Raw genomic sequence first — 12,386 nt, 5'->3', positions numbered from 1 at the left:
GGCGCGCAGCGTCCTGAGCCACCCCCGGGTGCCCAGGACCTGAACGAAAGTACGACGACGCACAGCGGCACCCGCTTCCTCCGGGAAGCGGGTGCCGCTTGCGTAACGGACGTCACGCTCTCTCGATTTGGCCCGGCGTTCACCTCCCGGTAGAGTAGTTCTTGCGACGCGGGGTGGAGCAGTTCGGTAGCTCGCTGGGCTCATAACCCAGAGGTCACAGGTTCAAATCCTGTCCCCGCAACCGGTAGAAGACCCGGACACTGGAAACAGTGTCCGGGTCTTCTTTTTGTGCTCCTGGCTGTGGCACGGCACACCTCCGGCGAGTGGCCGGCCGGGGCTTTGGGTCACGTGGTCATGGCGGCCGAAAAGATAGGGTAGTGTTGATCAAGCGACGCGGGGTGGAGCAGTTCGGTAGCTCGCTGGGCTCATAACCCAGAGGTCACAGGTTCAAATCCTGTCCCCGCAACTATGGAAAGACCCCGTTCGGCACACCAGCCGGACGGGGTCTTCTTTTTTCCGTGGATCAGGGTAGTTCCTAGTATTCTCGTTCGCAGGGCTTGCGTGCTGCGAGCACCTGGCCAGTCATTCTCGAGAGGAATGTAGTTCGATGTCCACACCCACGAAGAAGCCCGGCACCGCCACGGGTAAGCGGTCCCGACTCTACTGGGGCATCCCGGCCGTCCTCGTGGCGCTGGTACTGGTGGTCCTCGCCGCACGATGGCTTGTGGGCCTTCCCGCCGTGGCTTCCTTCGTGGCTGACTACCCGGGGCATTCGGAGCTGCCGGCCTCGGCCCCGGAGGGCTTCCCGGCGTGGCTGGCGTGGCAGCACTTCCTCAACGCCTTCTTCCTGCTCCTGATTATCCGTACGGGCTGGCAGGTGCGGACCACCACCCGCCCCAGCGCCCACTGGACCCGCAACAACAAGGGCCTGATCCGGACCCGGAACGCGCCAACGAAGATCAGCCTTGAGCTGTGGTTCCACCTCACTTTGGACGCCCTGTGGATCCTCAACGGCCTGGTGTTCGCTGTTCTCCTTTTTGCCACGGGCCAGTGGATGCGGATTGTCCCCACCAGCTGGGATGTCTTCCCTAACGCCCTTTCGGCCGCCCTCCAGTACGCATCGCTGAACTGGCCCACCGAGAACGGCTGGGTCAACTACAACGCGCTCCAGCTGCTCACGTACTTCATCACCGTCTTCATCGCCGCACCGCTGGCGTTTATCACCGGGCTGCGCATGTCCGGTGCTTGGCCCAAGAAGGCTGCCGGCCTGAACAAGGCGTATCCCATCGAGTGGGCCCGTGCCGTGCACTTTCCTGTGATGATCTACTTCGTTGCCTTCGTGGTGGTGCACGTGTTCCTGGTCTTTGCCACAGGGGCGCTCCGAAACCTCAACCACATGTACGGTGTGCGTGACGACGACGGCTGGTTCGGTTTCTGGGTCTTCGCCGCTTCCGTGGTTGTCATGGTTGGCGCCTGGTTCCTCGCCCGCCCGCTTTTCCTGCGCCCCATCGCGTCACTGATGGGCAAAGTCAGCCGCTGACCCTGGCGGCCCGTACAGGCGGTCAGGAGTCTTTGAGCTTCTGGTAGGCATCCAGTGCCCGCTCCCGTGACTCGGGCAGCTCCACCAGTGGCTGGGGGTAGCTTTCCAGTTCCGCCGTCCACGGTTCGTGGATCGCCTTGCCCTCAAGGCCGGCGATCTCCGGGATGAACCGGCGCAGGTAGTCGCCGCCGGCGTCGAACTTCTTGCTTTGGGTTACCGGATTGAAGATGCGGTAGTAGGGCGAGGCATCCGCGCCGGAGCCGGCCACCCATTGCCAGTTGGCGGGATTGTTTGCGGCGTCGGCGTCCACCAGGGTGTCCCAGAACCATTGTTCGCCCACCCTCCAGTCGGTCAGGAGATTCTTGACCAGGAAGGATGCCGCTGCCATGCGGACGCGGTTGTGCATCCACCCGGTCTGCCAGAGCTGCCGCATACCGGCGTCAACCAGTGGATAGCCGGTCTGGCCCTGCTGCCACGCGGCCAGTTCTTTCCGGCTCAGGGATCCCCATTCGAACTTCTCAAAGTCAGGCCGGAAGCTCCGGGTGGCCAGTTCCGGATTGTGATAGAGCAGGTGCCAGTTGAATTCCCGCCAGCCGAGTTCGGAGCGGAAGATGCCGACGTCGGCAGGGACCTGCCGCGGATGGCGGCGGCGGATCTCACGCCACACCCGGAACGGACTGACTTCGCCGAACCGGAGGTACGGGGACAGCCGGCTGGTTCCTTCAGTGCCGGGGATGTTCCTTCCGGTTCCGTAGTCCTCGATGGGACCGTCCAGGAAGTCCGTTAGGCGGTCCAGCGCGCCCTTTTCGCCGGGCACCCACGTGTCGGCCAAGCCTCCGCTCCAGTCCGGCGAGGTGGGCAGCAGCTTCCAACTGCTTAGGGAGTCGCTTGCCGGGAGGCCGCGGCCGGAGGAAGCCGGTTCGGGAAGGTCTTGGGGAACGTCGTAAGGATCCCGGATGTCGCCGGCTGCCAGACAGGCTCGCCAAAACGGTGAGTAGACCTTGTACGGGCCGCCGGCGCCCGTCCTGATGGTCCAGGGTTCAAAGAGCAGGTTGGCCTGGAAGCTGGAGGCCTCGATGCCGTTCCCGGCAGCCCATTTCTTCAGGCCGGCGTCGATATCGCGTTCCGCCCCGCCGTAGCGGCGGTTCCAGAAGAGGTGGCCCGCGTGCGTCTGCGCTGCCAGTGAAGTAATGACGTCGGCGGCCTTGCCGCGGCGCAGCACCAGGCGCGAACCCTGGGCTTCCAGATCGGCGCTGAGTGCCGCCAGCGAGTGGTGCAGCCACCACCGGCTGGCCCCTCCGAGCGCCCGAACACCGTCCGACTCCTCGTCCAGAACGTAGACCACTGTCATCGGCACACCGAGGTGGGCAGCTTCGGACAGTGCAGGGTTGTCGTCAAGGCGAAGGTCGTCGCGCAACCATACGAGTGACGTCAGATCTGTGGAAGCCATGCCACCACGCTACACACCGGGGAACGGCAAAGGGCCGGGACTTTCCGTCCCGGCCCCTCAACGTTGGTGATTACCTGCTGCGGCAGGCTCAGAGCTTATCGAAATCCGCCTCATCCACGGTGGAGGCGGAATCGGCCGAATTGCCCGAACCTATGGCCTGGTTGCTCTTGCCGCCGGACTTCAGTGCGGCCAGGCGGGCCTCGATCTCCACCTGCTCACCGAGGTCTTCCAGCTGGTTGAACTGTGCGTCGAGGCTCGATGCGGCGAGTTCCTGCTGGCCGCGGACTTTCGCCTCTTCACGGCGGATCTTCTCCTCGAAGCGTCCCACCTCGCTGGTGGGATCCATGATGTCGATGCTCTTGATGGCGTCGTGGACCTGCGTCTGTGCGGCTGCGGTCTTGGACCGTGCCACCAGTTCGTTGCGCTTGCTGGTGAGCTGGTTGAGCTTGCCCTTCATCTGGTCGAGGCCGTTCTTGAGCTTGTCAACCACTTCGCGCTGCGAGGCGATGCTGGGCTCAGCGCCCTTGGCCTCGCTCTCGGCAGCCATCTGGCGCTGCAGGGCCACCTTGGCCAGGTTGTCGAACTTTTCGGCGTCCGTCACATCGCCGCTGCTGCGGAATTCATCGGCCTTGCGCGAGGCTGCCAGGGCCTTGTTGCCCCAGTCGCGGGCATTGCGGACATCCTCGTTGTAGTCGTCTTCGAGCATGCGGAGGTTGCCGATGGTCTGCGCCACGGCTGACTCAGCCTCGGCGATGTTGTTGGTGTAGTCCCGGACCATCTGGTCCAGCATCTTCTGCGGATCCTCAGCGTTGTCCAGCAAGGAGTTGATGTTTGCCTTCGCCAGCTGAGCGATGCGGCCGAAAATGGACTGCTTAACCATGGTGTTACCTTTCGTCCTGCTCTGTTGTGGCCACTGCTGCCGGTGAACAGTGGTGTACTGCGCCTATCCGCCCGCCGGCATTCCGGCGGGCGCCTAGCTTGTGGTGATCAGAAGTCGCCGCCGCCGCCGGAGTCGCCGCCCCAGCCGCCGCCCATGTCGCCGCCGAAACCGCCGGAGTCTCCGCCGAAACCGCCACCACCGTCGCCGTGGCCGCCGCCCCAACCGCCACCGCCGCCGCCGTTGAGGATGGAGTTGATCAGGATGCCGCCCAGGATGGCGCCACCCAGGCCGCCGCCTCCGCCTCCGCCGCCGAACATGCCGCCCCGGCCGTAGCCCTGGTTGGCGTAGCCGTCAAAGTGGTCCACGTCCGCCTGGGCCAACTGGGCTGCCTGCGCGGCGAGGGCGTGTGCCTGCTGTGCGTAGGTGAGGGCTGTGACGGGATCGGTCCGCGCAATGGAGAGGGCGTAGTCCAGGTTCCGCTGGGATTCCGCCAAACGGGTCCGCGCCTCGGTGCCGACGCCGCCGCGGCGGGCCGTGATGTAGTCCGAGGTGGCGCTGATCTGTGCCTGGGCGGACATGATGGTCTGCTGCAGCGAGGCCTGGGCCCGGCGCGCCTGTTCCTGCTGGTCGCGGATTCCGGTCAGCGACTGGTCAAGGGACTGATGGGCAGTCTCAACCCGCTGCAGCGTGGCCATGGGGTCGATCTTGCCACCCTGGATTTCGGCTTTGACCTGGGCCAGGGCAGCCTCGACGCCTGCTACCGGGCCGGCAAGCTCGGGGTGGGCGCCGGATTGGATCATTGCCCGGGCCTGGGCCAGGTCCTGCGAGGTGTCCACCACCGCGGCCTCAAGGCTGTTCCGGGCTTCGTCCAGGCTGGACGAGAGCTTGGAGATGGCATCCATCAGGACGTTCGTCTGGTGGAGGCTTTCCTCGGCAGCGCGGACGGCCACGGCGGCGAGGCTTGCTTCGCCCTCATCCAGCTTCTGCTGCGCGGCGGTACTGGCGTTCTTGACGAAGGCGAGGCGTTCCTTGGCCTGGAGAATGTTGTCGGACACCTGGGCCAGCGCGCTGTCGGCGTACTTGGCGCGCAGCATGGTGAGCGATTCCTCGGCGTTGGCAATCTTTGCGTCGGCGTCGCGTGCTCCGGCATTGACGGCGGCCAGGGCCTGGGGAGCGTTCTTTTCGAGTTCCCGCAGGGAGTCGAAGTCCGCCTTCTGCTCCTGCAGGGAGGCCAGAGCGGCCTCCGACCTACGGATGATCTCGCCCAGCCAGGTCCGCTGCTGCTCTTCAGTGTCCGGGATGTGGTCGTCGAGCTGCTGCTGGAGTTTGAATGATTCGCTCATGTGGGCTTTGGCCTCATCGAGGGCCTTGGTGAAGTTGCCAACGGCGGAGTCGCCGTACTGCGCCTGGGCGAACATGAGTTCCTGCTCGCTCGACTTGATGGCGTCATCAGCCTCGATCAACAGCGGGCCGCTCTTGCGGCGCAGTTCCTCGACGCTGAGGGAAGCCAGCGGATCCACCTGGCCACCCTGGGGTCCATAGCTGGCGCTCGAGGCCTGACCGGCCGCCTTCTTGCGGCGGTTGCGGAAGTACAGGTAGGTGCCCGCACCGCCGGCAGCGACAACACCGGTACCCACGAGCACCGCGGCTCCGGCTCCGCCTTCGGACGGAAGCTTACCGCTGCCGCCGCCGGCTGCGTCGCCGATCGCCGATGCCGCGTTGATTGCAGCCTGTGCATAGTTGTCGTTGGCGAGCTGCGGCCCGATGGCTGTCGACTTGATGTTCTCAATTTGGGCGGCGGTGATCTTTGTGCCGCCCTTGTTCAGGATGTACTGCCTGACACTGGGGTCTGTGGCAATCGCAAGTATTAGGGCATTCGGCCCTAGGTTCGCTTTTTGCGCTACTTCGTCAGTCCAGGCTTCGCGATCCGTGGGGTTCTCGAATTTCTTCACGGTGACGACATGCAGCACGGTGGCGTGGTCGGTGCCGAGCTTCTTGATGGCAGCTTCGACCTTTGACTTGTCTGCGCCCAGCACCCCGGCCGAGTCGACGATCTTGCTCTGGGGATCCAGGGTGACCGGATCTTCGGCCCAGGCCGCGCTGGCGGGCACCGCCAGCAGGCCGGTAAGGCCAACGACGGCGAGAATACGTTTGAACTTTGACCGCATGTGCAACCCTTCAGCACGCCTGACACCGATTCCGGACGAATCAGTCGTCACGAAATCCAGCAGCGCCCCCACGCTCGGTGTGAAGCCGCAGGTCGCTGTGGCATTTCATCTTGATTCTATGGTGCACCCCACAGGCCGTCCATTGAGCTGAATATGCCACCAGCGAAACGATGCTGGCAGGTCCGGGCCCAGGGAGGTCATAGCTGGTGATCAGGCCCCAGCCGCGTTCAGCAAGCTCCCAGCAAACATCCGAACTTGTTCCAGCGACGGGGTACATAGTTAATGCAGACGAGGATGAAAGGAAGTCCCATGACTGAGAACCAAAGTTCCGGACACGGCCCCGAGGACGGCCGGTCCACCAGCCGGAATCCCTGGCAGCAGCCCACGATGCCGGGAGACGGTCCCACGGACGCTCGGCATGCGGACAGTCCGGGTACCGGCCCTGAAGCAGCAGGAAACCAGAGCGCGGACGGCAATACTCCTACCCACGCGAACACCGGGGGAGCTGACCAGGGGCGCCAGTACCCCACCGAACAGTTTGACCGGCAGGCCACGGACAACCCCACCCGGGAAATTCCGCGCGGCCAGCACCCCGAGTACCCGCAGCGCCAGCCGTTCTACGGCCAATCGGCCTATTACGGGCAGAATCCGCAGCACGAGCAGAACCAACACAACGGGAACGCGCACCACTACGGCCAGCCGGCTGCCGGAACTGCCCACGGGGCACCCGCCGGCGGCGTTGGATTTGCCCCCAACGCCAAGGATGCTCCTCGGCGCAAGGCGACGTTCGGCGTCGGGACCCTGGTGGCCAGCATCCTTGCTGCCGGCCTCGTCGGCGGCGGGGTGGCTACCGTTGGTTCCGGCGAGCTGTTCGGCAGCACAGGAACCTCCACTACGGCCAGCAGCAACAGCCAGCCCGGCACCGTGATCGTCAACAACCAGGACAGCGTCAACGAGATCACTGCCGCCGCCGTGAAGGCATCGCCGAGCGTGGTCACCATCAGCGCCACCAGCGGAAGTTCCGGCGGAACCGGCTCGGGAATCGTCCTTGACGACCAGGGCCACATCCTCACCAACACCCACGTGGTGACCCTGGATGGCCAGTCTTCCAACGCCAGCCTGGAAATCCGCACCAGCGGCGGCAAGGTGGTTCCCGCCAAACTGGTGGGCACCGACCCGTTGTCTGACCTTGCGGTGATCAAGGTGGACGACACGTCCGGCCTCACGCCTGCCACGCTCGGCGACTCTTCCAAGCTCAATGTGGGCGATACCGCCATTGCCATCGGTTCACCGCTTGGACTCACCGGCACCGTGACGGACGGCATCGTCTCAACCCTCAACCGCACCATCAGCGTGGCCTCGTCGGCGGCGCCCGAAGGCGGGGACAACAGCCAGGGCGGGGACGAGGGCTTCCAGTTTGCGCCTCCCGGCGGCGGCCAGAGCCAGCAGAATTCAAGCCAGGGATCCATCGCCATCAATGTGATCCAGACTGACGCGGCCATCAACCCGGGCAACTCCGGCGGCGCACTGGTCAACAGCAAGGGCGAGATCATCGGCGTAAACGTTGCCATCGCCTCCGCCGGCTCGGGCACCTCATCCTCCTCCAGCGGCAACATCGGTGTAGGCTTCAGCATCCCGATCAACAACGCCAAGCGCGTGGCCCAGGAGATCATCGACAACGGCAAGGCGTCCCACGGGCAGCTTGGGGTCAGCGTCAAGGCAAAGACGTCCTCCGGAGCATCCTCCGAGTTCTCCGTCGGCGCAGACGTTGCCACCGTAGAAGCCAACTCGCCCGCAGCCAGTGCGGGGATCAAGGTGGGCGATGTCATTACCAAGTTCAACGACCTCGCCATCGGTGAGCCGAACCAGCTGACCGCGGCTGTCCGCGAACAGCCGGCAGGATCTTCCGTGAAGATCACCGTCCTGCGCAGCGGCAAGGAACAGACGTTCGACGTCAAACTGGGCACCGCGGCCAGCTAGGCCACCACACCGGTGAACCGGCAATAACGACGGCGGCGCCGCACCTTCGGGGGCGGCGCCGCCTTCGGCTGACCACCCGGCCGCCGTCTCTCCGGATGCGGGCGTCCGCGCAGGGAAACGCACGGACACAGGGGTTAACCGGGCGTCACATGGCGGTCGCAATATGGTTAGCTAGACCTACCCGCATGCCGGGCACTCCGCGGCCATGACCTCACCCGGCTGGCTGTCCACAAGCATGGAAGGCTGCTGTCACTACAGTGGAAGATACTTTGAAGATCGTCGTCCTGGTCAAGCATGTACCGGACGCCCAGTTCGACCGCCACCTCAACGGAGAAGGCAACACTACGGACCGCGATGAAAGCATCCTGTCCGAGCTGGACGAGTACGCGCTCGAAGCGGCGCTGCAGCTCGCCGAGGCGCGCGGCGGCAGCAAGGCCGGCAACCAGGTCATCGCCTTGAGCATGGGCCCCTCCGGGGCAGTCAACGCCGTCAAGAAGTCCCTGCAGATGGGTGCCACCGAAGGCGTACACCTCACCGACGACGCCCTGGCAGGCTCCGATGCGGCCGCAACGTCGCTCGCGCTCGCAGCAGCCATCCGGCACCTCGGCCAGGTTGACCTGGTCATTACCGGCATGGCATCCACCGATGGCGAGACGTCCCTGGTGCCGGCTCAGCTGGCCGAACGGCTTGGCCTGCCGCAGGTGACCTTCGCTTCCTCGCTGGAGGTCGCCGGTGGCAGCCTGACTGCACGCCGCGACGCGGATACTTCCTCGGAAACCGTGGAAGCACCGCTGCCGGCAGTCGTGTCCGTGACAGACCAGATTAACGAGCCCCGGTACCCCAACTTCAAGGGAATCATCGCTGCAAAGCGCAAGAGCATCGCCACGCTGTCCCTCGCGGACATCGGAGTTTCCCCCGACCAGGTTGGCTTCGCCGGCTCCTGGACCACGGTGACCAGCGCCGAAGAACGGCCGCCACGGACCGCCGGCACCATCATCACCGACGAAGGCGACGCCGGCATCAAGCTGGTGGACTTCCTGGCCGCCCAGAAGCTGCTCTAAGAGGATCACAGACATGGCAAAAGTACTCGTTTTCATTGATAACCCGGGCGCAGCCCTGAAGAAGAGCAGCCTTGAGCTGCTGACCCTGGCCCGCTCGCTGGGGGAACCCGCCGTCGCTGTCAACGGTGAGCTCACCGACGCCGTCGCCGCCTCCCTTGCCGAATACGGCGCCGCGGCCGTGCTGCGGCCCTCTGCCCAGGACCTGAACGACTTCCTGGTCGCCCCCAAGGCCGCCTTCCTGGCCGCCGCCGCAGAGAACATGGGAGCCGGCGTCGTCCTGCTGGACAACTCGCCGGAAGGCAAAGAAGTAGCGGCACGCCTGGCCATCCGGCTCAACGCCGGCGTCATCACCGACGTCGTGTCCGTGGATGCCGACGGAACCGCCCACAAGTCGGTCCTGGCGGGGTCCTACACCACCGCCTGCAAGGCCAAGACCCCGGTGTCTGTCCTGACCATCAAGGCCAACAACGTGGTACCGGAACCGGCGGCAACAGCCTCGGCACCGGAAACCCTCACCGTGGAAGTTTCAGCCGGAACCGTTCCCGCTGCCCGCATCACTGCCCGCGAGCAGAAGGCGGCGAGCGGACGCCCCGACCTGACGGACGCTCGCGTAGTGGTGGCCGGCGGGCGCGGCATGGACGGTGACTTCGGCCCCGTCGAGGAACTGGCAGACGCCCTGGGCGCTGCCGTGGGTGCATCGCGTGCGGCTACCGACGCAGGCTGGATCAGCCACGACGCCCAGGTGGGACAGACCGGCAAGACCGTGTCGCCGCAGCTTTACATCTCCGCAGGCATCTCGGGCGCCATCCAGCAGAAAGCCGGAATGCAGACCTCCAAGGTCATCGTCGCGGTCAACAAAGACGCTGAGTCTCCCGTCTTCGAAATCGCAGACTTTGGAATCATCGGCGACGTTTTCGATGTGCTGCCCCAGGCAGCGGCGGAAATCAGGAAGCGCAAAGGCTGACCTTGGCTGCACTGATTCAGCAGGACCAGAGCCCGTTCAATCCGGAAATCCACCGGGTGGAGCGGGTGCTCTGTTTCGCGGCACATCCGGATGACATCGACTTCGGTGCTGCCGGGACTATCGCCGCCTGGACGGCGGCAGGGGTGCAGGTGAGCTACTGCATCATGACCGACGGCGACGCCGGGGGATTCGATCCGGCCCACCGGGCAGACATCATCGCCATGCGTGACGCTGAGCAGCGAAGGGCCGCCGAAATGGTGGGCGTCTCCGACATCCATTACCTGCACCAGCGCGACGGCTACCTCGAACCGACCCACGAGGTAATGCGCGGAGTGGTGCGGCTGATCCGCGAAGTCCGTCCCGACGTCGTGCTTTCCATGCATCCTGAACGTAACTGGCGGCGCATCCAGAAAAGCCATCCGGACCATCTGGCGGTGGGGGAGGCCGTGACACGCGCCGTCTACCCGGCGGTCGAAAACCCCTTCGCCTACCCGGAACTGGCTGAAGCAGGGCTCGAGGCGTACAAGCTGCCGTGGCTGTGGCTCTATGCGGGGCCGGAGGAGCGCGAAAACCATGTGGTGGACGTGACCGGCCACGTGGACGCGAAACTTCAGGCCATTCACGTGCACGTGAGCCAGCATCCCGATGTGGCAGCCATGGAGGCAGCCGTCCGGCAGGGCATGAGCGTCAACGCCCAGCGGGCCGGGCTTCCGGCCGGGCAGAGCGCAGAGGCGTTCCACGTAGTGGCTGTGAACGGCCCAGGCACCATCGCCGGCTTCTAGCCGCCAACGCAGAACACCCCGCCTCCTTCAGGAGGCGGGGTGTTTTTGCATTCGGGGACCGTCTACGCTCCGAGCGGAGCCGCTGCGACCGTGGGCAGGGTGGGGGTACGGGAACCGCCAACAGGCTCCACCGTGATTCCGAGCGTTGCGGCTGAAGAAATGCCTTCAACCACAGCCGGCTTGGACAGTGCTTCCTTGTCCATCAATCCCTGGGAAACGGGTGCCGAACCGTCCTTGGGAATGAGCCACATCTGGTACACCTTGCCCGCCGGAGGCGCCGGAACTCCGTTCATCTTCACCACGGCGGCGTTTTCCGAGGGCGAGATGAACAGGGTGGCCGTACCGCCGCCGGTAACGTCCACAGACGCCTCGCGAAGATCCGATGCCCTGACTACCTGGTTGACGGGATCGTTCTGGTCTGCGAAGTAGGCTCCCAACCCGACTCCGCCCAGGGCTATTGCCGCGGCAGCAGCAACGCCGGCGAGCCAGCGGCGTGTTCCCGGGGGCCGGCGCCGTTCTTCCCGGCGCCGGCGCGCCATGGCGAGTTCATCGCCGTCGGCCGCTGCGGGCACTGTTGCCGGTGGGGCTTCGGTGGCCAATGCGTGCGCCGGAAGCTGGGCGACAATCCGTTCAAAGAGATCGGCGGGGGGTTCTTCCTCGACGCGGAAGGTGGCAGCCAGTGTTTCCCGTGCCTGGCGGACCCTGTCGAGGAAGGCCTGGCGCTCGGGCTCCGGTGCGGAGGAGACGTACTCGTCGATGGCGCGCCGCTCCTGGTCCGTCACGGCGTCCAGGGCATAGAGCTCCGCGAGATCCACGGCCCTGCCTGATGCGAGGTCCGCGGCGACCGTATCGCCGAAAGATCGGCCGTGGTGTCCCTGGTTCATGTCTGTCATCTCAACTCACCCCCAAACAGGTCTTCAATCGGATCAGCCCGTCGCGGATTCGGGACTTAATGGTTGGTACTGCAGCGTTCAGCCGCTCAGCGACTTCCCGGTAAGTAAGGCCGCCGTAGTAGGCCAGGCGCACTGACTCCTGCTGCGTTTCGGTCAAGGTCTCGAGGCAGCGGACCACAGCTTCGGCTTCCAGCCTGCTGCTTACCTCATCTGAAACACTGTCATGCTCGATGTCCTGCGAGCTCGCGCCGTACTTTGCCTCGCGGTCGCTGGAGGACTGTGCCGACCTCACCCGGTCCACGGCCCGCCGATGGGAAATAGTCATCAGCCAGGAGAGTGGGCTTCCCGCCGAAGAATCGAACTTCGAAGCGTTCTGCCACACCTGCAGGAATACTTCCTGGGTGGTGTCTTCGCTGAGTTCGGGATCGATCAACACCCGGCGCGCCATGCCGAACACCCTGCGTGATGTCAGCCGGTAAAACTCGGCAAACGCTGCCTGGTCGCCGCGCGCTATACCCTCCAGCAGGACTGCCAGTTGGTGGTTCGAGTCAGCCGGGGGATCTGTTACTGCTGCCACAGCCTCGGTGTTTGCCTTGGGAGTCTCCATTGCTTCCAAGCATAAGTCTCCTGGCGGAGAATCTTTAGCAATGCCATTGACATGCCGAGCG

At 64.9% G+C, this 12,386-nt stretch carries 10 protein-coding genes and 2 tRNA genes; 7 read left to right on the top strand and 5 right to left on the bottom strand.

The genetic code is table 11. The features are described 5' to 3' along the window. Nucleotides 1-167: 167 nt before the first annotated feature. The 3 genes from ACP3TD_RS13475 (at nucleotide 168) to ACP3TD_RS13465 (ending at nucleotide 1,540) form a co-directional block, all read left to right on the top strand. Nucleotides 168-241: transfer RNA gene (locus ACP3TD_RS13475), tRNA-Met, on the top strand. 151 nt (nucleotides 242-392) lie between these two features. Next, nucleotides 393-466 (top strand) — tRNA-Met (locus ACP3TD_RS13470). A gap of 141 nt (nucleotides 467-607) precedes the next feature. Continuing rightward, a complete protein-coding gene (locus ACP3TD_RS13465; protein WP_426763509.1) occupies nucleotides 608-1,540 on the top strand; it encodes a cytochrome b/b6 domain-containing protein in 933 nt (310 codons plus the stop codon). Between the two features lie 22 nt (nucleotides 1,541-1,562). Here the strand turns inward: ACP3TD_RS13465 and ACP3TD_RS13460 are convergent, their stop codons facing one another. From ACP3TD_RS13460 to ACP3TD_RS13450, 3 genes are all read right to left on the bottom strand, one after another. Beyond that, nucleotides 1,563-2,990, bottom strand: a complete 1,428-nt coding sequence (locus ACP3TD_RS13460) for a cryptochrome/photolyase family protein (protein ID WP_426763507.1) — start codon at nucleotides 2,988-2,990, stop codon at nucleotides 1,563-1,565. A gap of 88 nt (nucleotides 2,991-3,078) precedes the next feature. After that, the gene (locus ACP3TD_RS13455; protein ID WP_426763505.1) at nucleotides 3,079-3,870 is read right to left on the bottom strand and encodes a PspA/IM30 family protein; all 792 of its coding nucleotides are present in this window, start codon (nucleotides 3,868-3,870) and stop codon (nucleotides 3,079-3,081) included. A gap of 107 nt (nucleotides 3,871-3,977) precedes the next feature. Continuing rightward, the gene (locus ACP3TD_RS13450) at nucleotides 3,978-6,038 is read right to left on the bottom strand and encodes a TPM domain-containing protein (RefSeq protein ID WP_426763503.1); all 2,061 of its coding nucleotides are present in this window, start codon (nucleotides 6,036-6,038) and stop codon (nucleotides 3,978-3,980) included. Nucleotides 6,039-6,347: 309 nt separating this feature from the next. Between ACP3TD_RS13450 and ACP3TD_RS13445 the strand changes: the two genes are divergently transcribed. The 4 genes from ACP3TD_RS13445 to ACP3TD_RS13430 all read left to right on the top strand — a co-directional run bounded on the left by ACP3TD_RS13445 (nucleotide 6,348) and on the right by ACP3TD_RS13430 (nucleotide 10,825). Continuing rightward, the gene (locus ACP3TD_RS13445) at nucleotides 6,348-8,018 is read left to right on the top strand and encodes a trypsin-like peptidase domain-containing protein (protein WP_426763501.1); all 1,671 of its coding nucleotides are present in this window, start codon (nucleotides 6,348-6,350) and stop codon (nucleotides 8,016-8,018) included. A 269-nt stretch (nucleotides 8,019-8,287) separates the two neighbouring features. Beyond that, entirely contained in the window at nucleotides 8,288-9,079 is a 792-nt protein-coding gene (locus ACP3TD_RS13440; RefSeq protein WP_045729740.1) for an electron transfer flavoprotein subunit beta/FixA family protein, read from the top strand. Nucleotides 9,080-9,092: 13 nt separating this feature from the next. Then, nucleotides 9,093-10,043, top strand: a complete 951-nt coding sequence (locus ACP3TD_RS13435; protein WP_426763499.1) for an electron transfer flavoprotein subunit alpha/FixB family protein — start codon at nucleotides 9,093-9,095, stop codon at nucleotides 10,041-10,043. A 2-nt stretch (nucleotides 10,044-10,045) separates the two neighbouring features. Further along, the gene (locus tag ACP3TD_RS13430; protein ID WP_426763496.1) at nucleotides 10,046-10,825 is read left to right on the top strand and encodes a PIG-L deacetylase family protein; all 780 of its coding nucleotides are present in this window, start codon (nucleotides 10,046-10,048) and stop codon (nucleotides 10,823-10,825) included. A 62-nt stretch (nucleotides 10,826-10,887) separates the two neighbouring features. Here the strand turns inward: ACP3TD_RS13430 and ACP3TD_RS13425 are convergent, their stop codons facing one another. Both ACP3TD_RS13425 and ACP3TD_RS13420 read right to left on the bottom strand, forming a co-directional pair. Further along, nucleotides 10,888-11,718, bottom strand: a complete 831-nt coding sequence (locus tag ACP3TD_RS13425) for an anti-sigma factor (RefSeq protein WP_426763493.1) — start codon at nucleotides 11,716-11,718, stop codon at nucleotides 10,888-10,890. A gap of 1 nt (nucleotide 11,719) precedes the next feature. Further along, nucleotides 11,720-12,325 carry a sigma-70 family RNA polymerase sigma factor gene (locus tag ACP3TD_RS13420; protein ID WP_426763491.1) on the bottom strand — a complete coding sequence of 202 codons (606 nt, stop codon included), beginning with the start codon at nucleotides 12,323-12,325 and terminating at the stop codon, nucleotides 11,720-11,722. Nucleotides 12,326-12,386: the final 61 nt, after the last annotated feature.

This window comes from Pseudarthrobacter sp. 1G09 (genome assembly GCF_050038305.1).
GTDB classification, from domain to species: Bacteria; Actinomycetota; Actinomycetes; order Actinomycetales; family Micrococcaceae; genus Arthrobacter; species Arthrobacter equi.
This window is presented reverse-complemented; position numbering and strand designations above follow the sequence as displayed.